A 26,648-nucleotide genomic window follows, 5' to 3' on the forward strand; every position below is an offset into this window, starting at 1 on the left:
ACAGTAGTCGGGCGGCCAGTACGGGACTCCGCCGGAACGGTTACGGGCTCAGCCGGAACGGTCCACCACGGCGCCGCGAGCAACAGTGGGCGTACGGGCGAAGGAGCCGCCTGGCAGACTCGTCGGCATCGACATTCGGAGAGGCAGCATCTGATGAGCGATCCCGAGGGCGTGCCCCTGGCCGACTACATCCGCGTACTGCGCGAACAGTTGGAGTCGGCACAGCACGAAGGGGCGGGCCGAGGAGTCAAGTTCGGTGTGGAAGCAGTGGAGTTGGAGTTCGAGGTCACGATGACGCGGGAGGCGAGCGCGCGCGGTGGGCTGAAGCTGTGGGTGGTCGACGCGGGTGCCGACGGCAAGCGCGGCGTCGGCCGGACCCAGCGGGTGCGGATGACCCTGACGCCCACGGACGACGCCGGGCGGCCGCTGTCGGTCGTCGACCGGCTGCCTGAACTCCCGCGCTGACGCCTGTGGTGGTGGAATCGCTCGCCGGGCGCTGCGCCGAGGTGCTGGTCGAGCAGGACACCGGCACCGGGTACGGCTCGGGGCTGCGGCTGGCGACCTCCTTGGTGGTGACAGCCGGGCATGTGGTCGAGGGCGGTGGGCCGGTGAGGGTGCGGCTGTCCGGCGGCGCCCCCGACGAGATCGTCGTCACCGGCAGGACGGTGTGGCGCGGTGCCCGGCTGGACGTCGCGCTGGTCGAACTCACCGAGGACGTCCCTCTGGGCGTGGTCGCTCCGATGGCCGTCGGAGTCGTACCCGACGAAGCCGGCGGACGGCTTCCCTTCACCGCGATCGGCTTTCCACGCCATCAGAGCTGGACCGGCCCGGACGCGGCGACCTGGCGGGACAGCGACCAGATCGACGGGGTGATCCCGCTCGGTTCGAGTGTGAAGCGGGGCCGCCTGCTCCTGCATCGGGCGGACGGACGCCGCCTGGCAGCGGGCGACTGGACCGGTTTCTCGGGCGCGGGCGTCGTCTGTGCGGGAACGGCAGTCGGTGTGGTCGTGGAGTCGGCCCACTCCGGCGCCCTGGAGGCCGTACGCCTCGCTGCCGTGATCGGCGCGTACGAGCCGCGCGCGGGAGCCGAGCGTGAACCCGAGCCGAGTGCCAGAGCCGCGTGTGAGCTGCTGGCCTCACACGGCGTCATGGCCCAGCCCTTGCGCGGGCAGGCACGGCGCCGCCCGGCCTACGAGGCGATGTTGCGCCAGTACGCGGCCCGCTGCGCCGTACTGACCGGCCGCGACCGGGAGCTCGACGGCCTCTGGGCGTTCGCGAACGGCCCGGAGCCCTACCTCATGATCACCGCTGGTCCTTGGGCCGGAAAAACCTCGCTGGTGACTCACTTCGCCACGAGGGCCCATCCCGGGCTGGACGTGGTGTCGTTCGTCATCTCCCGGCGCGACGGGCAGATGCGTGTGCAGCAGTTCCACCGGGCCGTGTGCGACCAACTCGCAGCGCTGCTCGGTGAGTTCCCGCCCGCCGAACCCGATACGGCCGCCTTCCTCAGCCTCTGGGGACGCGCGATGCGGATCCCCGGGCGTTCCCTGCTGCTGCTTGTCGACGGCCTGGACGAGAACGACCATCGCGAGTTGGGCGAGCCCAGTATCGCCGCGCAGCTCCCGACCGCTCTCGGTCCGGCGGCACACGTCCTGGTGACGAGCCGCCATGCCGACGTGCCCCTCGACGTGGACGGCAGCCACCCGCTGCGCACCTGTCGCCGCCAGGTGCTGACGCCGTTCCCCGCCGCGACGAGCCTGCTCCTGCGCGCCCGCCAGGAGCTGGATCACGTCCTCAACGAGCCGGTCCCGCGTACCGTCCTGACCACGATGACGGTCGCCGGCGGCGCGTTGAGCGGCAGGGACATCGCATCGATCGTCGACGGCTCCGCGCTGGCGATCCGCAGGACTCTGGAGCGAGGGCTCTCCCGCGTCGTGGAGCCGCGCCCCGGTACGCCCACCCGGTACACCCTCGCCCACGACACACTGGCCGTCGCCGTCCAGGAGGACCTGGAACCCGAGGAGTACACGCATGCCCGCACCGCCATCGACGGATGGGCCCTCGGCTTCGCCGCGGCCGACTGGCCCGATGACACCCCGGAGTACTTGACCGACGCGTACCCGACCCTGCTGCTCGCCGAAGGGGCCGGCCGGACGCTGGCCGCCCTGGCCTCCCCCGCGCGCCGCGCTCTGCTGCGCCGCCGGACCCACGGCGAGCTGGCCGCCCTGTCCGAACTGTCGAACGCGGCACGGCTTCTCGAGGCGGCCCCCGACGGCGATCTCACCCTGCTGACCCGGGTGTCGCTGCTCCGCAAGCGCGTCGAGGACGACAACTTCGCCTTGCCCGCCGGGTATCCGCTGCTGCTGGTACGGCTCGGCCGAGCCGAGGAGGGCGTCCAGCTCGCCCGCACCCTGCAGAACACCTACCTACGGGCCGACGCTCTGCTGGCCATCGGCGAACACCTGCTGGACACACGGCCGGTCGAGGCACGCAACCTCGTCCACGAAGCCATGGCCGTGCCTGGCAGGTTGCCCCTGGAGCGGATGGAACACACGGTGCGCGCCGCCCTCGCGCTTGCGCGTCACGGCGAAGCAGGCGCCGCCGACATCGCTCGCCGGGCTGTCATGGAGAGCGGTGACGAGCACGGCTGGTCACTCATCGGCGTCGCCGAAGCACTGGCCGAGATGGATCCCACACTCACCCGGACCCTCATCGGGGAGGCCATCGCACACGCCGACAGCGAGGACCGCCCCGATTTCTGCGGCCTCCTGGCGCCGGCGTTCGTCGCTCTCGGCGAACTGGATCGCCTCCTTGAGCACCTCGCCGACCTGGACCCGGCGGGCCGGAAACGAGCCCTCCTCGCCGCCTGCGGCGAGCACTTAGCCAAAGGTGGCCGTCGTGCCGTACCCGTGGCGCTCCTCACCGCGCTGAACGAGGAGTTCCCCGGGTGCGAACTCGTGGAATCGGCCCCGTACCAGGACGAGGACCGGGCCCGCCATCTGCTCGCCCGGCCCGCCTCGGACTCCCCCGGCCTCGATCTGGTCGCGCTCACCTGCACCACCCTTGCCGCCCAGGGCCGCGACCCCCGACAGCCCGCCGCCTCCGACGAACTGCTCGCCGACGCCGCGAAAACCGCCCGGACCAACGGCCACCTGTCACTGGCGGTCGCCCTGGCCCAGGGCATCGCCGACCCCGACGCCCGTGCGGACCGTCTCACGGAGACCGCCCTTTCGCTGCTCGACTCCGGCACGACCCAGGAGGCCGCCCCCGTGGTGGACGCCGTGGAGGCGGCTCTCGGTGAGACCAGGAACACTCCCTCGCCCACCGTCCTCGCGTCCTTCGCCCAGGCCGCCGAGACCGCGGGGCGGACCGATCTGGCGACGACGGCTCTGGAACTGGCCCTCGACACCGTGCTGCGGGACGGCGACGACACAGGTGCCAAGTGGGACGCGCAGGCGGTGGCGGGCGCAGCCGTCCGGCTCGGCCGACTCGACCTCGCCCTGAGGATCGCGGCGGCGTTCGATGCCGAGCCGCTCGACCGCGTCGACATCCTTCTGGGCGCCGCCAGGAGCCTCGCAGGGCACAGCGATCGCCGATCGGCCGACCTCGACCTGCTCATCACTCAGGTGAGCGAAGGCATCGAGCAGTCGACGGAGCCGAGCGGGTCCGGTTGGCGCGCCCGGATCGCTCACGAGCTCATCTCGCTGCGCATCCGCATCGGGCACGTCGACCCGGTCGGCGACCTGCCCGGGAGCGACCCCACCCTCCGGCTGCGCGCACACCTGCGGTCGGACGACATCACCGCGGCGATCTCCCTGATCCGCGAAACGGCCTTCACCGTGTCTGCGGGTTCCCCGCAGGAACGCGCTCGCCGGCAGGAGCAGACCGCCGCGATGATCGTGGAGATGTGCGACGCCGGCCACCGGGATCCGTGCCGCGACATCACGGCCCGACTCGCCGAGACCGCGGACCCGGACATGACGCGGGCGGACGGACTGTGGGCTCACCCCTGGCTCACCGCGGCCTGCCGGGCCACCGACCTCACCGATGACTTCACTCGCCTCATGGGTACGCTGCGCGGCGCGGTCCTGGTCACGGGCGCCCACTACGGGACGAGCTCCGTGCCGGTGGAGGCAGTCGTCCGCCTGCGCCTGTGGGACCGCTACCGTGCCGAAGCCCGCCGACTGAGTGAGGTGCTCGCCGAGGGCGTGCTCACCAGCATGGTCAAGGCGATGCTCGCGGCAGGCCTGCGGACCGAGGCGCTCCCTCTCATCGACGACCTCCACGAGGAAGACGCCTCCTGCCTGGCCCTTGCCGCGGCCGTCACCTCACCGCCCTCCCTCGACCTGGTCAAGCGCTCCCTGGCTCGGGGCTTCGCCGAGGAGGTCATCGCCCCACTGACCGCTCTGGAACCGGCGTGCTTGGAAGAGATCGCCGCCCAACTCGGTCTGCCCCGCAACCCCGCCGGACAGAAGACGCTTGATGACGCGGTGACTCGCGACGGGTGACAGCGGCGGACGTCGAGCGGGAGCCGCCGACCGCGGCCGACGTCCGGATGCACGCGGCGGGGCGGCACGGCGGATCCCGCGGAACACGTACGGCGGCGGGCATCGGCCGCTGCCCAGGCGCTCCTGCGCCACCACCCGGGATCGGTGCACGTGATCGAAGGCACCGCCTGGCAGGAGGGGTTGTCCGTGGGCGGTCCGCGCCGCGCTCGGCGGTACGGGCCGGGAGAGTCCTTCTCCTTCCCCGGCTCGGGCGTCCACCGGATGAACGACGACGCCGGCGCCGTCACCATCCACGTCTACTCGCCGCCCTTGCAAGCCACCGGACGCTACGAGCTCATCGACGGCGGACCCCACCGCACGCCGGGTCCACCGGACGAGGGCTCGCCGGCGAGCCCTCAACTGCTCGACGCCCTCGACGCGATCGGACGATGAGCGGTCAGACCGGACGGTCCCAGAGCACATGCAGGGTGGGCGGCTTGCGGAAGACGAGGCCGTACGGAGTCGTGGGAAGGTCCGGGTCAAGGCGCAGGGCCGGGAGTCGTTCGAGCAGGTGCCGGAGGGCGATGCGGGTCTCCAGGCGGGCGAGGTGCGCGGCGATGCAGTGGTGCGGGCCGTGCGCGAACGCCAGTTGAAGTCGTACGTTCGCGCGGCGGACGTCGAACCGATCGGGATCGGGGAAGACCGCCGGGTCGCGGTTGGCGCCCGCCAGGGAGACCGTGACCGCCTCGCCCCGCCGGATCGTGGCCGGGCCGAGGACGGTGTCCCGGGTGGCGTAGCGGTCGACGAGCGCCGCACCGGGTTCCAGGCGGAGCGATTCCTCGATCGCGCCGTCCAGCAGGTCGGCCTCGTCCCGGACAAGAGCGAGCTGGTCGGGGCGGCGCAGCAGTTCCAGCAGCGCGTTGGTGATCATCGCCTCGGTCGTCTCGATGCCGCCGAACATCAAGACCGCGGCGTTGGAGGCCACCTCCGGCAGCTCCAGTTGCCCGGCAGCGGCGCCGAGGAGGGAGGCGGCAGCCCCGTCGGCGACGGTGGCTTCCACCGCTGACCGAAGCCGCGCGTAGGCGGCGGCACCCGCGGCTCCCGCCGCACGGCCGGCGGTGATGTCGGAGACCGAGCGCACGATGGCGTCGTACCAGGACAGCACCGTGGCCGCGTCGATGCCCTCCAGCCCGAGTGCCTCGGTCACGACAGCGACGGCGAGCGGGCCGGCGAAGGCACCGCGCAGTTCGCCGGCGCCGGCCGGCTCCAGTGCGGCGATGAGGCGGTCGGACTCCCGCTCGATGAACGAGGCGAACCCGTCATGCACCGCGCGGGGTCGGAAGGGGGCGACGAAGGGCTGGCGGTGCCGGGTGTGCTGGTCGCCGTCCAGGGACAGCATGCTCGGTCCGACGACCTGCGCGGTGGAGAACCGGGGATCGTCGACGGTGAAGGTCACGGCGTCCCGCATCACCTCCAACGCGAGGTCACGACGGGTCACCAGCCAGCCGCCCAGCTCGGGCAGCCAGGACACGGGCTCGTGGGCACGCAGGAGTGCCAACCGCGGATGCGGGTCCTCGGCGAGTTCGGCGAGCGCGGTCGCGGCGCCGAGCGGGAAGGCCTCGGCACCGCTCATCGCGCTGGGCGCCACCGGGTTCGGGTCGTCGGGGTTCGGGTCCACGGGCCTTGACGGCTCCTCCTCGGGGCGGCAGATCACGGCACAGTACATCTGCCGCCGCACTTCTTGATGGCCGCCGAGCGCCTGGAATGCGGGACGTCGACATCCTGGCCTTCCCGCGCCCGGGCCGTACACATGACGGACAAGAAGCTGTCACACGCGCACCGGAATGCGGCTTCGGACGGCGCCTGTTCTGACTGGCATGACAGTTGGAGTAGCCATCAACGCGTCCGACGCATCCAATCAGGTCGACGCCAGCGTGCGGTTGGCCCAGGAAGCCGCGGCGGCCGGGCTGCGGTCGGCCTGGTTCGGCCAGACCTTCGGCGCGGACTCACCCCAGCTCGCGGCGATCGTCGGACGCTCGGTGCCCGGGCTGCACGTGGGCACGTCCGCGATCCCCGTCTTCGGCCGCCACCCGCTGCTCGTCTCCAGCCAGGCCCAGACCGCCCAGGCGGCGACCCACGGCCGCTACCACCTCGGCCTGGCCCTGGGTACGAAACTCCTGACCGAGAGCGGCTTCGGCCTGCCCTTCGAACGCCCCATCGCCCGCCTGCGCGAGTTCCTCACCGCACTCCGGCAACTGACCCGGACCGGTACCGCCGACTTCCGCGGCGAGCTGCTCACCGCCACCACTCCGATACCGGCGCGCGTACCGGGCGCCGAGAGCGGCGTCCCCGTGCTGGTCGCCGCGATGGGGCCGCAGGCGCTGCGGGTCAGCGGGGAGTTGGCGGACGGGATCCTGCCCTACCTGGCGGGGCCGCGCGCTCTGGCGGAGCACATCGTTCCCGCACTGACCGCCGCGGCCGAGGCCGCCGGCCGTCCCGCGCCCAGAATCGTGGCGCTGGTGCCCGGTGTGGTCACCGACGACGTGGACGCCGTACGGCAGAGGGCCACCGAGAGCCTCGCGTTCTACGAACAGATCCCGTCCTACGCACGCGTCATCGAACTGTCCGGCGGCCGACGGGCGGCCGACCTGGCCGTGATCGGCGACGAGAAGGCGGTCGAAGCCGAGGTACGGCGTTACCGCGACGCCGGCGCCACCGAGGTCGTGTTCTCGAGCACCGAGATCGCGGGAGAAGCGGACCGCCGACGTACCTGGGCGCTCCTCGGCGAACTGGCTTCGCACGCGTAGGAACGCACGACCCGGAATGTCGACCGACCGCGACGGCAAGCGCCGCCGGTGCTCGACCGGATCGGAGCATGCGACCTCCACGTCAATGGAGAGGCCGTGCCGTCGGCGGCTGCCGGTGCATCCGAGTAGCGGCGTCCTCCGGCGTCACGCCGAGTACTGGTACGCCGAGTAGGTGAGATAGCCGTGGTCGCCGCCCTGGAAGTACGTGCTGTCGTCGGCGGGCGCGATCGGGAGACCGGTGCGCAGGCGCTCCACCAGGTCGGGGTTGGCGATGAAGGCGCGTCCGAAGCTGATGAGGTCGGCCCCCAGGCCGAGCCAGCGGTCCGCGTCGGCACGGCCGGTCTGCTTGGCGCCCAGGGGCAGCACCGGGTTCATGACGAGGGTGCCGGGCCAGCTCCGGCGCAGGTCCAGCAGGGTCTCTTCGTCAGCGGTGGCCTCCAGGTGGACGTAGGCCAGGCCGAGCCGGGACAGCTCGGTCAGGAGCGCGGCGTAGAGCTCGGCGACGTCGGACTCCTCGATGCCCCAGAACGTGCCGGCCGGGGAAAGCCGGATCCCGGTCCGCTCCGCGCCGATGGCCTCGACGGTCGCGGTGGCCGCCTCGACCGCGAAGCGGATCCGGTTGGTCACCGAGCCTCCGTAGCGGTCCGTGCGCAGATTGGCGTTGGTGGAGAGGAACTGTGAGATCAGGTATCCGTTGGCGCCGTGGAGTTCCACACCGTCGAACCCGGCGTCGACGGCGCGGCGCGCGGCTTCCGCGTAGGACCGGGCGTGCTCGGGCACCTCGGCGGTGTCCAGGGCGCGCGGCGTCGGCGTGGGCTGCGGTCCGGTGGGGGTGAACACCTCGCCGACGGCGGGGACGGCCGAGGGCCCGACGGGCCGCATCCCGGTGGTGTCGGGGTGGGAGACGCGTCCGCCGTGCATGATCTGGGCGAAGATCCGGCCGCCGTTGGTGTGCACGGCATCGGTCACCGGGCGCCATGAGGCCACCTGCTCATCGGTGTACAGCCCTGGAGTGCCGGGGTTGGACTGGCCGATCAGGCTGGGCTGCACGCCCTCGGTGACGATCAGTCCGGCCGTGGCCCGCTGGGCGTAGTAGCGCGCCATCGACGGCGTCGCCAGACCGCCCTCGGCGGCCCGTACCCGCGACATCGGCGCCATCACCACGCGGTTGGGCAAGGCCAGTTCGCCGAGCCGGTAGCCGGTGAAAAGAGTGGTCATGTCATGTCTCCCTCGTCTCCCGTCGCGCCCGGATCCCGGGCACGACGGTTACGCTAGAACCTGACATTGACGTCAGAGGCAAGGGTTGTGCTCCGGATCACAACAGGGAGGGCTGCATGCGCATCGGCGAGCTCGCGGCACGGGCGGGAGTCAGCGTCAGGTCCCTGCGCTACTACGAGGAGCAGGGTTTGCTGACCAGCACCCGTAGTGCCAGCGGGCAGCGGCACTACACGGACGACCACGTCGAGCGGGTCACGTTCCTGCAGCGGATGTACGCGGCGGGCCTGTCCAGCCGGACCATCGCCGAACTGCTGCCCTGTGTCGACTCACCCAGTGAGGCCACGTCCGACGCCGCGCTGGAACGGATGGCCGAGGAACGGGACCGACTTTCCGCGCACATCGAAGAGCTCATCCACACCCGGGAGGCTCTCGACCGGCTGATGGCCACGAACCGGGCCCATCGGGCGAGGCTGGGGTCGACCCTGGCCGGTTGACCCGAGCGGCCACCGGCGTCGCGGGCAACGTTTGTGTCGACCAGCGACCGGCCGAGGCTGACACCCCGAGCCGACGGGCGACCAGGGAGCCTGGAGCCCTCGGCCCAGGAAAGCGATTGACGCTCCGGCGCCCGGTCGGAACGATCTCAGGTCGTGACCACCAGCCATGATCAAAACCAGTCCGCCCGCCCGAATGGGAGCCCCGCCACCCGCCCCCTCGCCCTGGTGACCGGCGTGGGCCGCACCGCGGGCATCGGTGCCGGAATCGTCCGTCGACTGGCCGCGTCGGGCTGGGACATCGCCTTCACCTACTGGACGCCCTACGACGACCGGATGCCGTGGGGCAGGGAGCCGGGCGCGGCGGAGGCGATCAGCGACGCGTTGGCCCAACTCGGTGCTTCCACCGCCGCGATCGAGGCGGATCTCGCCGATCCGGAGACCCCCGCACGCGTCTTCGACGAGGTCGAGCAACAGCTCGGCCCCGTCACCGCGCTCGTGATGTGCCACTGCGAGTCGGTCGACTCCGGTCTCCTCGACACCACCGTGGAGAGTTTCGACCGGCACTTCGCCGTCAACGCGCGCGCCACCTGGCTGCTCATCCGGGAGTTCGGACGCCGCTTCGCCGCGGCGGCGGGAACCGGCCGGATCATCAGCCTCACCAGCGACCACACCGTCGGCAACCTGCCCTACGGCGCCAGCAAGGGAGCCCTGGACCGCATCACCCTGGCCGCCGCCCGCGAACTCGCGCATCTTGGTGTGACCGCCAACGCGATCAACCCCGGACCGGTCGACACGGGCTGGATGTCCGAGGAGGTCCGCGAGCACTGCGTGCGCGGCACCCCGCTCGGCCGCGTCGGCACCCCCCAGGACACCGCGCACCTCGTGGACTTCCTGTGTTCCCGGGAAGGCGGCTGGATCAACGGCCAGTTGTTGATGAGCAACGGTGGCCTCGCCTAGGAAGCCCCCTCCCACCGGCGCGTTCAGCGCCCCCTGGCCCACTGCGGTGTCCACGTTCCGGCGGCGTCCTGGTCGGCCGTCGTCGCGGCGAGGTGGGCTCGGAGCGTGGCCAGCGCCGGGTGGGCGTTGTCGCGGTGCCAGAGGAGGGAGTGCGGGTAGACGGGGGTGGGGTCGGTGATCGGGATGCGGCGCAGGTCGTGGCCGGTCGGCCAGACCAGGCGGGTGTGCGCCCCCATGAAGGTGGCCAGGGCCGGGGTGTCGGCGACGGTGTCCAGGAGCGCGTCGGAGCCGAAGTTGGGGCCGGTCGCCTCGATGGTGAGGCCGAACCGGGCCACGAGGTCGTCGTAATAGGCCGCCCACTCGGTGCCGGGCACGATGCCGGGCATCCAGATCCGGTGCCCGGCCAGCTGAGCGAGAGACACCGACCGCTCGCCCGCCAGCGTGTGGTCCGGGCCCGTCAGGAGCTCCAGTGGCTCGTCGAGCACCCGCACCGAGACCAGATCCTCACCCGCTGGCCGACCCGGCGCCCCGACCGCCCGGAACGAGGCGTCGATCGCGCCGGAGCGCAGCGCGGCCGCGGCTTTCTCGATCTCGAACAGCCACACCACGTCGAGGTCGATGTCGGGATGCGCGCGGTGGAAGGCGCGCATGAGGCCCGAGGCCGCGCCGCGTGAGGCGATCACGTCGACGCGCAGCGGCCGGTCGGCGGGGCGGACGGACGCGGCCGCGCGGTGGGCGATCCGCAGCAACTCGCGCGCGTGGGGTAGGAACGCCTGCCCGTCGATGGTGAGCTCCGCGCCGCGCGGGGTGCGGGTGAACAGCCGTACTGCCAGGGCGCGTTCCAGGGCTGCGATGCGCTTGGAGACCGCCTGCTGGGTGATCGCCAGCTCGGCGGCGGCCTGCTGGAACTGCCCCGCCTCGGCGACGGCGAGGAAGGTCCGGACGCTGTCGAGATCCACACCCCACACCCTAAGGGCACAACCACTGGTTGTGGCCGAGTGGGCTTCCGGTTGTTTGATCTGCGGCAACGCGGCCGCTTGGATGCTCTCGGGACACGGACTGGTTGTACGGAACGGGAGACGCGAGAGGCGAGCGGGGATGAGAAGCGAGCACCGGCTGGGGCGGGCCTTCGGGTGGCTGTGGGCAGCGTACGGAACCAGCGCCCTCGGCACCTGGCTCGCCTTCGGCGCCTTCCCGCTGATCGCCGTCGAGGTGCTGGACGCCTCGCCCGCCGAGGTCGCCGCGCTGTCCGCCGTGGGGGCCGCCGTCGGCGCGGCGGTGGCCGTGCCGCTCGGACCGTGGGTGGAGTTCCGCCGCAAACGCCCGGTGCTGATCGCGATGGACCTGGCGCGGTGCGCGGCGCTGCTGACGATCCCCGCCGCGTTCGCGCTCGGCGCCCTCACCTTCCTTCAGCTCCTGCTGGTCTCGGCCGTCGTCGCGGCGGCCGACATCACCTTCCGCGCCGCCTCGGGCGCGTACCTGAAGACGCTGCTGCCGGACCAGGACCTGCTCGTCGCCAACGCCCGCTTCGAGTCGACGACTTGGACCACCACGATCATCGGGCCGCCCCTGGGCGGCGCCGCGATCGGGCTCCTCGGGCCGGTGGCGACGGTGGTGGCCGACGCGGCCAGCCACCTGCTCTCGGCCCTGGGCATCCGTGCGACGGGCGGGCACGAGCCGCGCCCCGACCGCCGGGAGGCCGCGCGCCCCCGCGCGGGCGATCTGATCGTCGGCTGGCGGTACATCCTCGCCGACACCATCCTGCGTCCACTGTTCTTCCATACTGCCCTGTTCAACGGGCTGATCATGGCCACCTCGCCGCTGCTGGCCGTCCTCATGCTCGGCCCGCTCGGGTTCACTCCCTGGCAGTACGGCATCGCCTTCGCCGTACCGTCGATCGCCGGGCTGCTCGGCGCACGCCTGGCCCCGCGCCTCGTCAACCGGTTCGGGCAGCACCACGTGCTGATCGCGGCCGGGACGCTGCGGGCGATCTGGCCGGTCGGCCTGGCCTTCCTCGGACCGGGCACCCCAGGACTGCTGCTGGTCATCGGCATCGAGCTCGGGCTCATCTTCAGTTGCGCGGTCTTCAATCCTGTCCAGGCCACCTACCGTCTCCGGCGCACCGCGACCGACCGCGTCGTCCGCACCCTGTCCGCCTGGACGGTGACGACGAAGGCCTCGGCCGCACTCCTCACCGCCCTCTGGGGCGTACTGGGCAGCGTCATCGGCCCGCGCACCGCCATCGCCCTGGCCGGCGTACTCCTGCTTGCCACCCCGCTCCTGCTCCCCCGCCACGCGCCGGCACCGGACTCGGATCGCCCCCTCAATTCCCTCCATCCGTGCGGTACTTGACCGCGTAACGGGTATGCACATCAGCGGTGGCATCGGGGAGGCACTGGGGGGGGGCTGACACTGTGGCGCGCCTGTCGTGGATGTCCGGCCCTTCCCCCTCCCGTCGCGCGCAACGGCGGCAAGCCGTGCGCCTGCTGCGAGCCGGCGGGCTCTACGGACCGAGGTTCCGCGATGTCCTGCCGGCGCTCGCGCTGACGGTGACGGCCGTGTGCTCCGTGGTCGCGCTGCTGGCCTGGGGATACCGGGCCGCGGGGTTCGTGGTGCCGCTCGTCGGTGTCCTGGGCGTCGCGGGCGCCCTGACGCTGTGGTTACGGCGTCGGCGGCCGGACGCCCGTCGGCGCACCGGCTACTACACACCGGACGATCTCCTGGAACTCGACACCCAGGGCCTCGCGCTGGCCGTCGCGCGCATGCTGCGCCGGGACGGCTGGCGGGTACGGCTGATGCCCGCGCCCGACCGGCCCCGCGTGTGCGCGCGCAACACCGACGGCGGTCACCTCGACGTCGCCTTCCGGCCCGTGGCGGAGCCCCTGCCCGACGAGGACCCGCCCCATCCCCCCACGCGCCGCGACAGGCCCGGCGAGGAGGGCCTGCGTCTGGTCGTCCACCGGGGCACGTTCGCGGCCCGCGACGTCCAATGGGCGCGCAGGGACGGCACGACCTGGCTGCTCGACGGCGCGGCGCTGCGCCGCTGGGGCGCGGGCGCGCCGCTGGCCGACGTCCTCCCGGAGGAGCTCTGATCCGCCGCGCCTCCCCGGCCGACGCGACGCGTGCCGTGCGGGGCGACGCCCGTCCACCGAGCGACGTGCGGCAGGATGAGCACCATGAGCGTAGTCAAGATCAACGTACTGGCCGTCCCCGCCGAGCAGCGCGAGACGCTCGAGAAGCGCTTCGCCTCCCGCGCGCACGCCGTGGAGAGCTCCGACGGCTTCGAGTGGTTCGAACTCCTGAGGCCCGTCGAGGGCACCGACAACTACCTCGTCTACACGCGCTGGCGCGACGAGGAGTCCTTCCAGGCGTGGATGGAGGGACCGATGAAGGCAGCCCACCAGGGCGGTGGCCCTGCCGAGGGCGGCGAGCGCCCCAAGCCCGCGGCCAGCGGTTCCACCCTGTGGTCCTTCGACGTCGTGCAGCAGGCGGCGCCCAAGCGGGACTGACGTCCCCGGTTACGCGGTGCGCCGCGCCTCGTAACGCAGCGCCGCGCCGGTGAGCAGCGCGCCGAGCCCCTCCCACAGGCCGACACCCAGGAACGCGGCGGGGGCCCGGTCGCCGATCACCGCGAGCGTGAAGACCGTGCACGTCAGCAGCCGGAAGGGCACGGTCCAGCGGAAGAACGCCTTCCAGTCCGAGGCGGCGGCCAGCACGTAGTACACCCCCATGTTGACCGCCGCCATGGAAGAGGCGGTCACGAACACCAGGGTGTGGTCTCCCTCGGCCCGCCCGGACCCGTCGGGATCCGGGAACCCCATGACGGTGAGAAGGGCGTCCGGCGCGATCAGCCCTACGCCGCCGAGGGCGGCGGCGAGGACGCCGAACACCGATATGGTCCAGCCGGACGGGGAGCGGGGCACGAGTCTCACGAAGTACTCCGGTTCACAGGGGCGTTGGGCTTCATGTGCCCCCCTTCCCTATCGCGTCACCCTCGGTGCGACCGCGCCGGGGTCCGACGGTACGGACCCGCGGCCTGAAGGCGACCTACCCGCGGCCGCGGTGGCCCGGCACAATGGGCGCCGCCGTTTCCATCAGGCGGTACGGCGTACGCCGTATCAGCCCGGCATCACGTGGCCAACCAACCGAAGTCTTCGGGGAGTTGTGGGCGATGACCGCACGCCGTACCACCAAGGGACGTCTCGGGCCGACCGCCCGCCTACTGAGCCTGCTCGTCGTGGCCGTCCTCGCCGTGTCCGGAACGAGCGCGGTCGCCGCGCCGGCGGAACAGACCGCGACGCGCGCCGCGTCGGCAGTCGAGAGCCTGGGGATCGCCGGGACGTCCTGGGCCGTCGACCAGCGCACGGGGACTCTGCGGGTCCACGCCGACGCCACGGTCACGGACCCCGATCTCGCCCGACTCCGGCGCCTCGCCGCACGCTTCGACGGCGCCATCACGCTCGTACGGCAGAGCGACCGGCTCCGCGCCCTCGTGTCGGGCGGCGACGGCGTCTACGGCTCCGGCCTGCGCTGCTCGGCCGGGGTCAACGTGCGCAGCGGAACGACGTACTACTTCGTCACCGCCGGCCACTGCACTGAGGCCACGTCCACCTGGTACACCAACTCCGCCCAGACCACCGCGATCGGACCGACCACCAGCACCAGCTTCCCGGGCAACGACTTCGGCGTGGTGCGCTACGCCAACGCGGGTGTCCCGCACCCCGGCACCATCGGGACCGTCGACGTCACCGGCACCGCGAGCGCCTACGTCGGCCAGAGCGTCTGCCGCCGGGGCGCGACCACCGGTGTCCGCTGCGGCAGGGTCACCGCACTCAACGCGACCGTCAACTACGGGGGCGGCGAGATCGTCTACGGACTCATCCAGACCAACATCTGCGCCGAACCCGGCGACAGCGGCGGCCCGCTCTACGCGGGTGACAAGGTCATCGGCATCCTGTCCGGCGGCACCGGCAACTGCACCACCGGCGGCACCACGTACTACCAGCCGATCCAGGAGGTCCTGGGCGCTTACGGGTTGTCCGTCTACTGACGGACCGCCGCCCGCGCCGCCGGGTGGGCAGAGCGAGCGTCAACTGGGCGCGCACCCGTGTGTCCGCTGGTCGCGTTCCACCACGTCGAGGTGGTCTCGCAGCGTCCTTGCCTGCCTGTTCAGGCGCGTGGCCTCGCGCCTGGCCTCGTACGGATCGCTCCAGTCGATACCTTCGAGTTCCCGCCTCACGTCATCGAGTTGCTGGGCGAAGTCCTCGTACTGAACGCGCAGTTCGTCGCAGACACCGCTGGTGGACCCGACGGCCACGTTCACCCGGGGGCCGGCCTGGCCGAACCAGCGCACTCCTTCTCGCACCATCTGCCAGCAGAAGGCGTACCTGCCTGCCGCGGCCGGAGCCGTGATGTCGAACTGGAAGACGGCGCTGTCGCCAGGATCCACGGAGGCCTGCGGCAGCTCGATCCGGCCCGTTCCCCACACGGTGTTGTCCTGGGGGGCCTGACTGCCCAGGCGGTAGTGGTCGCGGGTGGTCCAGGTGGTCGAGCCGCTGTTCTCCGCGGTCACGGTCACGCGGGAGGAGGCGCCGGCCCCCATCGGGGTGGGCGGCGGCCCGGTCAGCCGGACGGAGGCGCCGTCGACGTAGGCCGGAGCGGGATCGGCCGGCGTGTAGGGGATGCGGAAGAACCCGCGGATCTGGCCGGGCACCTCGCCGTCCGTGCCGTTCGTGGTGATGGTCTTGGCCGGGCGGTGCGAGCTGATGTCCAGCTGGATGACGATGTCGTCCTTGCCGGGTTCGTTGCAGTCGTAGACGCGCAGGGTGAGGACGTCGCCATGCCGTTCGTAGCCCCACACCAGCACGACATGGTTCTTGAACACGTCCCAGGGGGCGTACGACCGGACCAGCACGAGGCCGATCGGGCAGAGAACGCCGTGGTCGATGTCGTCGAGGATGCCGGGCACTTCGTCGATCGTCCGGTGGAAGAGGCCTGGCCCCCAGAACACGGTCTCGTGGTCGAGGGCCTGGGTCTCCGCGAGCCAGCGCTGAATCAGTGCCGGACCGTTGAAGCTGTCGACGAGGCGCCCGAGGATGTGCTGGGCGAGCTCTAGGGGGATCCGCTCGGCGGACCGTCCGCGCAGTTGTGGTGTCCCGCTCTTGTGGATGTCCCTGGCCAGGAACGACATGCCCCCGCACAGCCCCATCCCGGTCGCGTCCACGGAAGCGCCCGGAAGTCCGGGGACGGATATCCGCAGCGCGGTACCGGGCGGCCACGGTCCGTTGCGGAACAAGGGGGCCCGGGTCGAGGGCAGGAAGCCGGGGACGGAGGCCGGGCCGAACCGCTGGACGGTGCCGGATGCCCACAGGGCGAGACCGGCGTCGCTGTAGAGGACGAGGTTCCCGTCATCCTGCAGAACGATCCACGACCCGGGATTGCCGTCGGTGTGGGTGGCCCACAGCGGTTTCCCCTCCGCCGTGTACAGGACGAAGTTGCCGTCCCCTTGCATCACCGCGTGCGTGCCCGGTTGCTGCCACGTGTCGGAGGACCACAGCGCGGCCCCGTCGTCCGTGCGATACAGGACGAGGGTCCCGTCCCCCTGCATCACCAGGCGCACCCGGGCGTTGTTCGACGTCAGTTCCTCTCCGGTGCCGAGTTGTTGATCGGTGTGCAGACGGTCCATCTCGCGCCTCCCCCGGCCGAGTCCTGGTGGGGAGTGTTGCAAGGGAATGCCCGGTTCGGCACCGCTCGTCGCCCCGCCAAGGGGGAGAATGCTCGGCATGACGACTTGAAGAGCATCCACCGGGTGGCGACCGTGGCGCAAAGTCGGCTCCTGGGCCACGGTCCTCACGGGAGAGCGACGGAGCTGCGCCACGTGCGGGACGGCCGTCCGGTCGTATCGGTACCGCTTCCATCCGCCCCAGTCCTCCATGTTCGAGCGGTGCGTGGGGCTCAGCTGGTGTTCCGGGTGCCGGATCTACTCCGGTGCGATGGTGCATGTCCCCCGGAGTGAAGTGCTCGTCGACGCGCTGGCGTCACTTCCACCTGAGCAGCGGGAACGGCTGATGCGCTCGGAAACGCGGCTGATCGATTTCCTGAACCGCGGTACGTGAGGCGGTCCCAAGTCGGCAACGGCTCCGCGGGGTCCGGGCGACGCAGGCACCCGCACGGCTTACTGAGAGTCCTGACGGCGCTGCTGACCGCCGGATTGGCCAACCCGGCCGCCGGTCAGCGCACTTGCCGCACGCCGGACGGGGAGGGGCGGACACTCGCCGTCAGTTGGTCACATCCCTCACTCGCGCCAGATGCGGCCGCCTAGTACGTGGCCGACACCGGCGCGTAGGCGACACCACCGCTGGGCACTGTTCCCGCCGACGCAGTGACGCGACCTCACGGGAGCCGCCCGATGACCATCGACCTCCGCTCCGAAGCCCACAAGCTCCTGCCCGATCTCGTACGGCTGAGGCGGGACCTGCACCGTGCGCCCGAACTGGGCCTGGACCTGCCCCGTACCCAGGCGAGGGTGCTCGCCGCGTTGGAGGGGCTCGGCCTGGACGTCAGCACCGGCGAGCGGCTCAGCTCGGTCACGGCTGTCCTGGAGGGGGCGCGGTCCGGGCCGACCGTTCTCCTGCGGGGCGACATGGACGCGCTGCCCCAACAGGAGGAAAGCGGGCTTGAGTTCGCCTCGGAGGTGCCCGGGGCCATGCACGCCTGCGGTCACGACCTGCACACCACGATGCTGGCCGGCGCCGCCCGGCTGCTGGCGAGCCATCGGACGGAGTTGGCGGGCCGGGTCGTGTTCATGTTCCAGCCCGCGGAGGAGTCCGGGGGCGGCGCCCAACCCATGATCGACGAGGGGCTGCTGGACACCCCGGGCGGCGAACCCGTGAAGGCGGCGTTCGCCCTGCATGTGAGCACGCGGTTCGACAGCGGGACACTGCATCTGCGTCCCGGCCCGACCTTCGCCGCATCCGATCTCCTCCACCTGACCGTGCGCGGCCGCTCCGGCCACGCGTCCACGCCCCACCACGCCCTGGACCCGATCCCGGTGGCCTGCGAGATCGTGCAGGCGCTGCAGACGATGGTCACCCGTACGGTGAACGTGTTCGACCCGGCGGTGGTGACCGTCGCCTCCCTCCACGCCGGCACGACCACCAACATCATCCCGGAGACGGCGGAGATCCTCGGCACCGTCCGCACGCTCACGCCGGAGACCCGGCACAAGCTCCGCGACGGCATCACCCGGGTCGCGCACCATGTCGCCGCCGCCCACGCGGCCACGGTGGAGGTGGAGCTGACGGAGGGCTATCCGCCGGTCGTCAACGACGCCGACGTCACCGCGGCCGTACGCGACACGGCCGAGGGTCTGCTCGGGCCGGACGCCGTGCAGGAACTGCCCGAACCCGTCATGGGTTCGGAGGACTTCTCGTACGTGCTGCGCCGGGTGCCCGGCGCGATGGCCTTTCTCGGCGCACGTCCTGCCGGGGCCGGTCCCGAGGGCGTGCCCGACTGCCACTCCAGCCGGGTGGTGTTCGACGAGGAGTCCATGGCGGCCGGCGTCGCACTGCACGCGGCCGTGGCGCTGAGGTTGCTCGCCGGGTAGGCGTGCGTCATCGGTGCTGTGGCACCACCGCCACCGGGCACTCCGCGTGGTGCAGCACGGTGTGGCCCACCAGGCCGAGTTGCGGACCGAGATGCCCCTTGCGCCGGTGCGCGCCGATGACCAGGAGGTCGGCCGCCGAGGACCTGGCCACCAGCGCGTGACGGGCCGTGCCCTCCGGCAGTGCGCGGTGCACGAGGACGTCGGGGTGCTCCTCGGCCACGTCGTCCAGGGCCTCGGCGAGCAGGAACGCGGCATGCTCCTGCTCGGCGTGGGCGGGCTGTCCGGCCAGGAGGGGATGCGGCACGGCTTTGTGCGCCGGACGCCGCCAGGCCCGTACCGCCTCGACCTCGCAGCCGCGCGCCGCCGCCTCCTTGATGGCGTACCGGACCGCGACCGGGGCCGAGGTTCCGCCGATGCCCACGACGACGCGGCCGTTCGCGGTGGTTCGGTTGGCCTCCCGGCCGCGCACGACGACGACCGGGCAGGGGGACCGGGCGGCGAGGGAGAGGCTGACCGAGCCGAGCAGCAGTTCCCTGAGCGGGCCCCGGCCCCGTACGCCGGTCACGACGGCGCAGGCGCGCCGCGCCTCGTTCAGCAACGCCGACGCGGGGTCCTCCGGCACCACGTCGATGCTGATCTCCAGGTCCGGTGCGCGCTGCCCGGCGCGCTTGGCCGCCGTGGCGACGACGCTCTGCGCGAGGTCGTGCTCCGTGACCACGTCGGGGTCGGCTCCGGGGGTGTCCGCCAGTGCCGCGCTCTCGTACCGCTCCCACAGCGAGGCGTGGACGATCCGCAGGGGGACGCCCTGGCGGAGCGCTTCGTCCGCGGCCCAGTCGACGGCGTGGAGGCTGGGCTCCGAGCCGTCGACGCCCACGATCAGGGGTCGCACCATGGCTCCCACCACCTCCAGCGTGCCGAGGTGTCCTCCCATTCTCTCTCCGCGCCCGTCAGCCGTCATGTCGTTTGTCGAACCATCAGACGATGTTGACAACCATTTTCATCTAGACCATGCTGGCCACGCCCCGCACCGCCCGCCCCGTCCTTGCGGCCCAGGTGCGGGGTCCACTCCACGTGATCCCTTGGGAGCAGCATGTCGATCTTGCGTAACCGTCGCGATTTCCTGGCCCTCGCCGGCGCCGCCGCCGGGGCCGTGGCGCTGGCCGGGTGCGGTGGCGGGACCGGCGGCACGGCGGCGGACGGCAAGGGGCGACCGCGGCGCGGCGGACAGTTCCGCGCCCTGTTCACCGGCGGCGGCGAGATGGAGACCATCGACCCGCACGCGGAGGCCCTCGCCATCGACATGGCCCGCACCAAGGCACTCTTCGACCGTCTCGTGGACCTGGACGCCGACATGGCCCCCGTGCCCCGGCTCGCCGAGAAGTGGGAGCCCAACGACGACGCGACCGTGTGGCGCTTCACCCTGCGCGAGGCGACGTTCCACGACGGCAAGGCGCTCACCCCCGAGGACGTGCTGTTCACCTTCGGCCGGATCCTCGACCCGAAGGCGACCACCCACTTCGCACAGAGCCTGCTCTCCGTCATCGACCTCAAGAACAGCCGCCAGAAGGGCAGGGACGTCGTCGAGGTCGCACTGAAGCAGCCCAGCGCTGACTTCCCCGCCCTGCTCGGCACACTGGGCACGGCCGTCGTCAGCGCCCGGTACTCCGACCCCGCCAAGGCCGTGGGCACCGGGGCGTTCCGGCTGAAGACCTTCCAGGCCGGCCGCGGTTTCGTCGCCGAGCGGTTCGACGACCACTGGGACGGCGGCGCGTACGTCGACGAACTGCGCGTCCTGTCCGCCGACACCGACGCCCGGGGCAACGCGCTGCGGGCGGGCGAGGCGGAGTACGGCTTCGAGATGACGCCGACCTTCGCCCGGACCGTCCAGGCCGACGACTCCGTGCGGATCCTCGCCGCGAAGGGCAGCACGGCCCAGGCCATCGTCATGAAGTGCGACCGGGAACCCTTCGACAACCCCGACGTCACCCTGGCGTTCAAGCTGCTCGCCGACCGCGAGAAGCTCGTCGACGTGGTCCTGGCGGGCCAGGGCGTCGTCGGCAACGACATGTTCGGCCGGGGCTACCAGTACTACCCCGACGACATACCGCAGCGCACCCGGGACGTCGCAGAAGCCCGCGCCCTGCTGAAGAAGGCCGGTGCGCTGAACAAGACACTGTCCATCTACACCTCCTCGGTGGCGACCGGCTTCGTGGAGGCGGCCACGCTCTTCGCCGAGCAGGCCGCCGACGCCGGACTCCGGGTCAGGATCACCACCGGTTCCTCGGAGACCTACTTCAAGGACCAGCTGACCAAGGGTGTGCTGGGCAGCCACCGCTCCGGCGCCATGACCATCCCGAACTACATCAACGACCGGCTGCTCACCAAGTCCGCCTTCAACGCCTCCGGTTGGCGCCGCAAGGACTTCGACGCCACCTTCGCCAAGGCCCAGTCCACCACCGACGAGGCCGAACGCGGCGCACTGTACGGCGAGTTGCAGCGCACGATCCACGACGAGGGCGGCCTGCTCGTCTGGGGCCACCCGGACTGGCTCAACGCCGTCTCGTCGCGAGTGCGGGGCATGACGGCGGCTCCGCCCAACACCCTGGACTCGGCCCGCTTCGACAAGGTGTGGCTGGCCTGACGATGCGCGGGTACGCCCTCCAGCGCCTCGCCCTCGCGGCTGTCCAACTCGCCCTGCTCGGCGGGCTGGTCTTCGTCCTGACCTCCCTGCTGCCGGGCGACGCGGCCGACGTCCGCAACAACGAGGACGCCACCCCCGAACAGGTGGCGGCACTGCGCGAACAACTCCGGCTGGACCGGCCGCTGCCGGAACGGTTCGCCGACTGGGCGTCCGGGGTTATCACCGGCGACCTCGGCACCTCGCTGGTCAGCGGCGGCCCGGTGCGGGACATCCTGGTCGACACGGTCGGTATCACGCTGGTGCTCGGGGCGGTGACACTCGCTGTGGTCGTTCCCCTCGCGGTCGCCCTGGGCATCGCCTCGGGGCTGCGCGAGGGCGGCCGACTGGACCGGGCCGTCTCCTCGGTCTCCCTGACGCTGAGCGCCGTACCGGACTTCGTGCTCGCGCTGCTGCTGGTGGCCGGTTTGTCGCTGAGACTGGGCTGGCTGCCCGCGACCTGGGTGGGCGTGTCGGCGGGCGAGCTGCTCCTGCGGCCCGCGCTGCTGGTCCTCCCCGTGGCGGTCGTGTCCGCCCGCATGATCTGTCTGCTCTCACGGCAGGTGCGAGCGGGCATGGTGACGGTCCTCAAGGCCGGTTACGTCGTCCAGGCCCGACGCCTGGGAGTGCCGCGCCGGACACTGATCGTGCGCCATGTCCTGCCCAACGCGGCCGTGCCCGGCATCCAGGAACTGGCCCGGGTCGGCGACAACCTGGTCGGCGGCGTGCTGATCGTCGAGGCGGTGTTCGCCGTCCCCGGAGTGGCGACCGCCCTGGTGCGGGCGGTGGAGGCGCGGGACGTACCCACCGTGCAGGGCCTGGCCCTCGTGGTCGCGGCGGCGGCCCTGCTGTTCAGTCTCGCCGCCGATCTGGTCTGCCATCGACTCGTCCCGCGCACGGAGGTCCTGCGGTGAAGCTCCTCAGACGGCCCGGTCCCGTGGGATTCGGCGCCGTCCTCCTCGCCCTGCCCGTGGGCGTCGCCGTGCTGGGACCGCTGTGCACCGGGACACCGCGCGGCGGGCAGGCCGCACCGTACGCCGCCGCCGGCTCCGAGCACCTCCTGGGCACGGACGGGCTCGGCCGGGACGTACTCGCCCTGCTGCTGCACGGCGGGCGCAGCGCGCTGGGGATGGCGCTCGGCGCGGTCGTCCTGGCCTACCTCCTCGGAGGGACGCTGGGGCTGCTGGCCGCCTCGACGCGCCGCCGTTGGGCGGACGAACTCCTCATCCGCCCTCTGGACGTCCTGCTTCCGCTGCCGACCCTGCTGGTGATCAGCGTGGTCGCGGTCAGCTGGCGCGGCTCCCCCGTCGCCATCTGCCTCGCGGTCGCCGCGGTCAATGTGCCGCCGGTGGCGCGTCTGGTCCGAGCGGCGGCGCTGGACGCGGCCAGCGGTCCCGTCACCGAAGCGCTGCGTGTCCAAGGCGAATCCCCGGTGCGCGTCCAGGTGATCACATCGCGCGCTCGGTGCTCGCCCCGGTCGCCGCCGACGTCGGCACCCGCGTCACCCTCGCCGTGTTCCTCGTCGGTTCGGCGAACTTCCTCGGGCTCGGGCTGAATCCGACGGCGCCGGACTGGGCGGTGAGCATCTCACGCGGCCGGGAGGGCCTGCTGCTCCAGCCGTGGGCGGTGCTGGCACCCGCGGCACTGCTCGTCCTGTTCACGGTGGGGCTGAACCTGCTGGCGGACGGCGCGCTGGCCCGGTCCCGGCGCCGTGCGCAGAGGGCCGTCCGATGACGGCTCGCCTGTCACGTCCACTCCCTCCCACCGACGGGCGCTCTCCCAGCACCGGACACATCAGGCCGCCCGACGGCCGGCCCCACCGCCTTCCACGGTCACCCCACTCCCACCGACCGGTGCCCTGCGCCGGACACACCAAGGCGACGACCGCACGCGCCCCCACCCACGAGCGAACACAGGAGCCCCACCCATGACCGCCCTCGTCACCGTCCGCGGACTGACCGCGCGCGCCGGGGACACCGCGCTGCTCGACTCCGTCGACTTCGAGCTGCACGAGGGTCACGTGACCGCTCTCGTCGGACCGTCCGGCAGCGGCAAGACCACCGCCGCCCTCGCCCTGCTCGGCGAGGCAGGCCCCGGCGTCCGGCTGAGCGGGCGAGTGACGGTCGGATCCGTGACCGCCGTGGACGACGACGGCGTGACCCGTGACGCGGCCGCACTGCTCGGCCGGGTCATCGCCTACATGCTCCAGCACCCGGGCAGCGCCCTGAACCCGGCCCGCCGCACCGGAGCGGTACTCTCCGAACTCGCCCGGCTGCACCATCCGGGCACCCCGCCGACGGCCCTCGTCAGCAGGGCACTCCAGGCCGCCCAGCTCCCCTCCGGAGGGGACGTCGAGCGACGCTTCCCGCACCAGTTCTCCGGCGGCCAGCGTCAACGCGTCGCCCTCGCCCAGACCCTGGTGTGCCGACCCCGCGCACTCGTCCTCGACGAGCCCAGCACCGGCCTCGACACCGTGGCCCGGATGCGGCTGGCGGCGGAACTCGCGGAGCTGGCCCGCGAGGGCCTCGCGATCCTGTTGCTGAGCCACGACCACGACCTGGTCCGGGCACTCGCCGACCAGGTGGTCGTCCTGCGCCAGGGCTACGTACTCGCCTCCGGCACCCCCGACGAAGCCCTGCCCACCCGGCCCGCGGTCACCACCGCCACCCGCCACACACCCCGAGCACCCGACGCACCCGGCCGGGCCCCCGTGCTCGAAGTACGAAGCCTGTCCGCCCACTTGCACAGTCGCGGCCGCGGACCCGTCCTGCACGCGATCGATTTTCACCTGCCCGCCGGGGCCTGCCTCGGCGTGGCCGGGCTGTCCGGCAGCGGCAAGACCACCCTTGCCCGCTGCGTCGCCGGACTGCACGAACGCAGGCGCGGCGAGGTGCTGCTGGACGGCACCGCACTGCCCGCTCTGCGGCGGCGGACCCGCGAGCAGAAGCGGCGCGTGCAGTACGTCTGGCAGGAGGTCCGCTCGTCCTTCGACGAGCGGCGCACGGTGGTCGAGCAGGTCGCCCGCGGCGCCGTACGGCTGCGGGGCACGGCGCCCGGTGCCGCGCGAGCCGAGGCGTACGGGCTGCTCGACCGACTCGGGCTCGACGGCCAGGTCGTCGACCGACGGCCCGGCGGCCTGTCCGGCGGCGAGTTGCAGCGGGCGGCGCTGGCACGGGCCACGATCGCCCGCCCGGACGTCCTGATCTGCGACGAGATCACCACGGCCCTCGATCCGGCGGCCACGGCAGCGGTGCTCGCCGAACTCGCCCGGCTGCGTGCGGAGTACGGCACGGCCCTGCTGTGGGTGAGCCACGACCTTGAGCTCCTGGCCGCCGTGGCACACCACATCCTCGTCCTCGACGACGGCCGCATCGTCGAGACCGGCGCGCCCGAGCAGGTGCTGCGAGAGCCCCGAGCCCCGCTCACCCGGCGCCTCGTCCGCGCCATGGACCTCGGAGCCCACCTCAAAGCCCCGTCAACTGCACGCAGTTGACCCGATGACCCATCCGACAACGGAGGACACATGACCGACCGGCCCGCAGCCGGCGATGCCACCACCCCCCGGGACGACGCCCGTGCGCTGCTGGAATCGCTGCCCGAGACGTTGCCCAGGGACGAGATACTCGCGCTCAACAGCTCCCCGTCCGACATCCATACCGAGCGGGCGTACGCGTACCACGACTGGACGTTCACCCTTCCGCCCGGCGTTTTCAGGCCCGGCGACACCAGCCGCATCGTCCACGACCGGCTGCTGGACGGCACCATCGCCGTCCAGGACAGGTCGTACGCGGCGATCGGCGTCGGACTCGGAGTCGAGGCCGTGATCGCCGGCTCGCTCGGGGCCCGGGAGATCTACGCGGCCGACGTCCACCCGGACAGCGTGGCGACGGCGACAGAGCACTACGCGCGCCTCGTCGGGGACCGGCCCGGCACCCGGTTCAGGCCACTCGTGTCCAACCTGTTCGAGGAGTTCCCCGACGCCGCCCGGCTGGACGTCGTCACCTTCAATCCGCCCGCGGTCTCGACCCGGACCAGCGACGACCCGACGGTGGTGCGCAACGTCTGCGTCGGCGCCGAGATCGTCCTGCGCTTCCTCGACCAGGTCGTCGAACGCGAACTGCTCTCCCCAGAAGGCGCGTTGTACCTGATCGTGTCCAACACCGCCGAGCTCAGGCGCATCGTGGCCCACGCGATCGAGGCCGGCTTCCGGCCCCGGGTCGTGCACCGGCAGACCTGGGAGGGCGACAACTGCCAGGCGTACCTGTTCGAGCTGACCCGTCACCACACCGCCTGACCCGTCACCCCGCCGCCTCACCCTGAGGAGTACGCCATGCATGAGCACATAGCCGAGGCCGTCAAGGAACCCGACGTCGTGACCGTCCCGCCGGGGGCGATCTGTCTGCGCTTCGAGACGATGAAGCTGTACTCGGCACTCGGCGCGGTCCGCCACCTCCTGGAGACCGGTCAGGTCAAGCCCGGTGACACCCTCGTCGACAGCTCCAGCGGCATCTACGCGCACGCGCTCGCCCTCGCCTGTCACCGCTACGGCCTCAAGTGCCACATCGTCGGCTCCACGACGGTGGACCGCACCCTGCGCGTCCAGCTGGAGATCCTCGGCGCCACTCTCGAACAGGTCCGACCGTCCAAGAACCTGCGCCTGGACCAGAACCTGCGCGTCGAGCGGATCGGCCACCTGTTGCGCGAGAACCCCGGCTACCACTGGATGCGGCAGTACCACGACGCCATCCACTACCTCGGCTACCGCGAAGTCGCCGACCTGATCCGCAAGGAGGTCCCCGAAGGGCCGCTCGCCCTCGTCGGCGGCGTCGGCACCGGGGCCTCCACCGGCGCCATCGCCACGTATCTGCGCGAAGCGGACCGGGACGTGACGCTCGTCGGGGTGCAGCCGTTCGGCAGCGTCACCTTCGGCGCCGAGCACGTCCTGGACCCCGACATGATCATCGCGGGTATCGGCAGCTCCATCCCGTTCCAGAACGTCCGGCACGAGCTGTACGACCGGATCCACTGGGTCAACTTCGACTACGCCATGTCCGGCGCCGTGGAACTCCTGCGCGCCAGCGGCATCTTCGCGGGTCTTTCGGCGGGGGCGGCGTATCTGGCCACGCTCTGGGAGCGTGAGCGCGACACCGGCCGCACGTATGTCTTCCTTGCCGCCGACACCGGGCACCGCTACGTGGACAGCGCCTACGCGCGCCACCCCGAGGCCACCGGGCTCGGCTCCATGCGGCCTCACGAGGTCACCGCGCCGGACGAGTTGCGCCACCCGTGGTCCGCGATGGACTGGCCACCCGTGGACAGGGCGCTGCTGGACGGAGCCGCCCCTGTGCTGGTGCCCGAGCGGCGGGCCTAACGCCCCGGCCGCCGGCACGACCCTCCGCGGGG

The 26,648-nt window shown here is 72.1% G+C and carries 24 protein-coding genes; 18 read left to right on the plus strand and 6 right to left on the minus strand.

The features are described from left to right. The first annotated feature begins 153 nt into the window (after positions 1-153). The 3 genes from ACWDRW_RS10425 (at position 154) to ACWDRW_RS10435 (ending at position 4,940) form a co-directional block, all read left to right on the plus strand. Positions 154-465, plus strand: coding sequence for a trypco2 family protein (locus ACWDRW_RS10425; RefSeq protein WP_451721919.1), 312 nt, complete (start codon positions 154-156; stop codon positions 463-465). Between the two features lie 5 nt (positions 466-470). Beyond that, positions 471-4,508, plus strand: coding sequence for a hypothetical protein (locus ACWDRW_RS10430; protein WP_451721920.1), 4,038 nt, complete (start codon positions 471-473; stop codon positions 4,506-4,508). Positions 4,509-4,658: 150 nt separating this feature from the next. After that, positions 4,659-4,940, plus strand: a complete 282-nt coding sequence (locus tag ACWDRW_RS10435) for a hypothetical protein (RefSeq protein WP_451721922.1) — start codon at positions 4,659-4,661, stop codon at positions 4,938-4,940. Positions 4,941-4,944: 4 nt separating this feature from the next. Here the strand turns inward: ACWDRW_RS10435 and ACWDRW_RS10440 are convergent, their stop codons facing one another. After that, positions 4,945-6,120, minus strand: coding sequence for a cytochrome P450 (locus ACWDRW_RS10440; protein WP_451722137.1), 1,176 nt, complete (start codon positions 6,118-6,120; stop codon positions 4,945-4,947). A 244-nt stretch (positions 6,121-6,364) separates the two neighbouring features. Here ACWDRW_RS10440 and ACWDRW_RS10445 point away from each other — a divergent pair, with 244 nt between their 5' ends. Next, positions 6,365-7,294, plus strand: coding sequence for an LLM class F420-dependent oxidoreductase (locus ACWDRW_RS10445; RefSeq protein ID WP_451721923.1), 930 nt, complete (start codon positions 6,365-6,367; stop codon positions 7,292-7,294). Positions 7,295-7,438: 144 nt separating this feature from the next. On the opposite strand, the gene ACWDRW_RS10450 is transcribed toward ACWDRW_RS10445, so the two are convergent. Beyond that, positions 7,439-8,512 (minus strand): alkene reductase, encoded by a 1,074-nt coding sequence (locus tag ACWDRW_RS10450; RefSeq protein ID WP_451721924.1) that lies wholly within the window; start codon positions 8,510-8,512, stop codon positions 7,439-7,441. Positions 8,513-8,628: 116 nt separating this feature from the next. Here ACWDRW_RS10450 and ACWDRW_RS10455 point away from each other — a divergent pair, with 116 nt between their 5' ends. Together ACWDRW_RS10455 and ACWDRW_RS10460 are read left to right on the plus strand one after the other, a co-directional pair. Beyond that, on the plus strand, positions 8,629-9,006 hold the full coding sequence (locus tag ACWDRW_RS10455) for a MerR family transcriptional regulator (RefSeq protein ID WP_451721926.1): 378 nt from the start codon (positions 8,629-8,631) through the stop codon (positions 9,004-9,006). Between the two features lie 153 nt (positions 9,007-9,159). Continuing rightward, positions 9,160-9,963: an SDR family oxidoreductase gene (locus ACWDRW_RS10460; RefSeq protein WP_451721927.1), complete on the plus strand. Its 804-nt coding sequence runs from the start codon at positions 9,160-9,162 to the stop codon at positions 9,961-9,963. A 23-nt stretch (positions 9,964-9,986) separates the two neighbouring features. Here ACWDRW_RS10460 and ACWDRW_RS10465 read toward each other — a convergent pair whose 3' ends face one another. Beyond that, entirely contained in the window at positions 9,987-10,922 is a 936-nt protein-coding gene (locus tag ACWDRW_RS10465) for a LysR family transcriptional regulator (protein WP_451721929.1), read from the minus strand. A 139-nt stretch (positions 10,923-11,061) separates the two neighbouring features. Between ACWDRW_RS10465 and ACWDRW_RS10470 the strand changes: the two genes are divergently transcribed. The 3 genes from ACWDRW_RS10470 to ACWDRW_RS10480 all read left to right on the plus strand — a co-directional run bounded on the left by ACWDRW_RS10470 (position 11,062) and on the right by ACWDRW_RS10480 (position 13,472). Then, positions 11,062-12,315 (plus strand): MFS transporter, encoded by a 1,254-nt coding sequence (locus ACWDRW_RS10470; RefSeq protein WP_451721930.1) that lies wholly within the window; start codon positions 11,062-11,064, stop codon positions 12,313-12,315. 125 nt (positions 12,316-12,440) lie between these two features. Then, positions 12,441-13,055: a hypothetical protein gene (locus ACWDRW_RS10475; RefSeq protein WP_451721931.1), complete on the plus strand. Its 615-nt coding sequence runs from the start codon at positions 12,441-12,443 to the stop codon at positions 13,053-13,055. Positions 13,056-13,139: 84 nt separating this feature from the next. Beyond that, positions 13,140-13,472 (plus strand): antibiotic biosynthesis monooxygenase family protein, encoded by a 333-nt coding sequence (locus ACWDRW_RS10480; protein ID WP_451721933.1) that lies wholly within the window; start codon positions 13,140-13,142, stop codon positions 13,470-13,472. 9 nt (positions 13,473-13,481) lie between these two features. Here ACWDRW_RS10480 and ACWDRW_RS10485 read toward each other — a convergent pair whose 3' ends face one another. Further along, complete coding sequence (locus ACWDRW_RS10485; RefSeq protein ID WP_451721934.1) at positions 13,482-13,895, minus strand: hypothetical protein; 414 nt, start codon at positions 13,893-13,895, stop codon at positions 13,482-13,484. Positions 13,896-14,134: 239 nt separating this feature from the next. Between ACWDRW_RS10485 and ACWDRW_RS10490 the strand changes: the two genes are divergently transcribed. Beyond that, positions 14,135-15,013: a S1 family peptidase gene (locus ACWDRW_RS10490; RefSeq protein WP_451721935.1), complete on the plus strand. Its 879-nt coding sequence runs from the start codon at positions 14,135-14,137 to the stop codon at positions 15,011-15,013. 39 nt (positions 15,014-15,052) lie between these two features. Here the strand turns inward: ACWDRW_RS10490 and ACWDRW_RS10495 are convergent, their stop codons facing one another. Continuing rightward, a complete protein-coding gene (locus tag ACWDRW_RS10495; protein ID WP_451721937.1) occupies positions 15,053-16,648 on the minus strand; it encodes an NBR1-Ig-like domain-containing protein in 1,596 nt (531 codons plus the stop codon). 723 nt (positions 16,649-17,371) lie between these two features. Between ACWDRW_RS10495 and ACWDRW_RS10500 the strand changes: the two genes are divergently transcribed. Continuing rightward, a complete protein-coding gene (locus ACWDRW_RS10500) occupies positions 17,372-18,568 on the plus strand; it encodes a M20 metallopeptidase family protein (protein ID WP_451721938.1) in 1,197 nt (398 codons plus the stop codon). Positions 18,569-18,575: 7 nt separating this feature from the next. Here the strand turns inward: ACWDRW_RS10500 and ACWDRW_RS10505 are convergent, their stop codons facing one another. After that, the gene (locus ACWDRW_RS10505; RefSeq protein WP_451721940.1) at positions 18,576-19,499 is read right to left on the minus strand and encodes a universal stress protein; all 924 of its coding nucleotides are present in this window, start codon (positions 19,497-19,499) and stop codon (positions 18,576-18,578) included. A 159-nt stretch (positions 19,500-19,658) separates the two neighbouring features. Between ACWDRW_RS10505 and ACWDRW_RS10510 the strand changes: the two genes are divergently transcribed. The 7 genes from ACWDRW_RS10510 (at position 19,659) to ACWDRW_RS10540 (ending at position 26,616) form a co-directional block, all read left to right on the plus strand. Then, positions 19,659-21,209 (plus strand): ABC transporter substrate-binding protein, encoded by a 1,551-nt coding sequence (locus ACWDRW_RS10510; protein WP_451721941.1) that lies wholly within the window; start codon positions 19,659-19,661, stop codon positions 21,207-21,209. 2 nt (positions 21,210-21,211) lie between these two features. Further along, positions 21,212-22,159 (plus strand): ABC transporter permease, encoded by a 948-nt coding sequence (locus tag ACWDRW_RS10515; RefSeq protein WP_451721943.1) that lies wholly within the window; start codon positions 21,212-21,214, stop codon positions 22,157-22,159. Continuing rightward, positions 22,156-22,800 carry an ABC transporter permease subunit gene (locus ACWDRW_RS10520; protein WP_451721945.1) on the plus strand — a complete coding sequence of 215 codons (645 nt, stop codon included), beginning with the start codon at positions 22,156-22,158 and terminating at the stop codon, positions 22,798-22,800. The genes ACWDRW_RS10515 and ACWDRW_RS10520 overlap by 4 nt, the downstream gene beginning before the upstream one ends. Before the next feature lie 23 nt (positions 22,801-22,823). After that, on the plus strand, positions 22,824-22,979 hold the full coding sequence (locus ACWDRW_RS10525) for a hypothetical protein (RefSeq protein ID WP_451721946.1): 156 nt from the start codon (positions 22,824-22,826) through the stop codon (positions 22,977-22,979). A gap of 193 nt (positions 22,980-23,172) precedes the next feature. After that, positions 23,173-24,738, plus strand: coding sequence for an ABC transporter ATP-binding protein (locus ACWDRW_RS10530; protein WP_451721948.1), 1,566 nt, complete (start codon positions 23,173-23,175; stop codon positions 24,736-24,738). Positions 24,739-24,768: 30 nt separating this feature from the next. Continuing rightward, entirely contained in the window at positions 24,769-25,539 is a 771-nt protein-coding gene (locus ACWDRW_RS10535) for a methyltransferase (RefSeq protein ID WP_451721950.1), read from the plus strand. 36 nt (positions 25,540-25,575) lie between these two features. Then, positions 25,576-26,616, plus strand: a complete 1,041-nt coding sequence (locus ACWDRW_RS10540; RefSeq protein WP_451721951.1) for a pyridoxal-phosphate dependent enzyme — start codon at positions 25,576-25,578, stop codon at positions 26,614-26,616. The last annotated feature ends 32 nt before the right edge of the window (positions 26,617-26,648 follow it).

Source organism: Streptomyces sp. NPDC003635 (assembly GCF_053587635.1).

Coding starts and splice junctions, on each gene's coding strand:
- ACWDRW_RS10500 (WP_451721938.1), top strand. CDS start 17,372: ATGACCATCGACCTCCGCTCCGAAGCCCACAAGCTCCTGCCCGATCTC.
- ACWDRW_RS10540 (WP_451721951.1), top strand. CDS start 25,576: ATGCATGAGCACATAGCCGAGGCCGTCAAGGAACCCGACGTCGTGACC.
- ACWDRW_RS10450 (WP_451721924.1), bottom strand. CDS start 8,512: ATGACCACTCTTTTCACCGGCTACCGGCTCGGCGAACTGGCCTTGCCC.
- ACWDRW_RS10530 (WP_451721948.1), top strand. CDS start 23,173: ATGACCGCCCTCGTCACCGTCCGCGGACTGACCGCGCGCGCCGGGGAC.
- ACWDRW_RS10480 (WP_451721933.1), top strand. CDS start 13,140: ATGAGCGTAGTCAAGATCAACGTACTGGCCGTCCCCGCCGAGCAGCGC.
- ACWDRW_RS10470 (WP_451721930.1), top strand. CDS start 11,062: ATGAGAAGCGAGCACCGGCTGGGGCGGGCCTTCGGGTGGCTGTGGGCA.
- ACWDRW_RS10440 (WP_451722137.1), bottom strand. CDS start 6,120: ATGAGCGGTGCCGAGGCCTTCCCGCTCGGCGCCGCGACCGCGCTCGCC.
- ACWDRW_RS10515 (WP_451721943.1), top strand. CDS start 21,212: ATGCGCGGGTACGCCCTCCAGCGCCTCGCCCTCGCGGCTGTCCAACTC.
- ACWDRW_RS10455 (WP_451721926.1), top strand. CDS start 8,629: ATGCGCATCGGCGAGCTCGCGGCACGGGCGGGAGTCAGCGTCAGGTCC.
- ACWDRW_RS10445 (WP_451721923.1), top strand. CDS start 6,365: ATGACAGTTGGAGTAGCCATCAACGCGTCCGACGCATCCAATCAGGTC.
- ACWDRW_RS10535 (WP_451721950.1), top strand. CDS start 24,769: ATGACCGACCGGCCCGCAGCCGGCGATGCCACCACCCCCCGGGACGAC.
- ACWDRW_RS10505 (WP_451721940.1), bottom strand. CDS start 19,499: ATGGGAGGACACCTCGGCACGCTGGAGGTGGTGGGAGCCATGGTGCGA.
- ACWDRW_RS10490 (WP_451721935.1), top strand. CDS start 14,135: ATGACCGCACGCCGTACCACCAAGGGACGTCTCGGGCCGACCGCCCGC.
- ACWDRW_RS10510 (WP_451721941.1), top strand. CDS start 19,659: ATGTCGATCTTGCGTAACCGTCGCGATTTCCTGGCCCTCGCCGGCGCC.
- ACWDRW_RS10495 (WP_451721937.1), bottom strand. CDS start 16,648: ATGGACCGTCTGCACACCGATCAACAACTCGGCACCGGAGAGGAACTG.
- ACWDRW_RS10425 (WP_451721919.1), top strand. CDS start 154: ATGAGCGATCCCGAGGGCGTGCCCCTGGCCGACTACATCCGCGTACTG.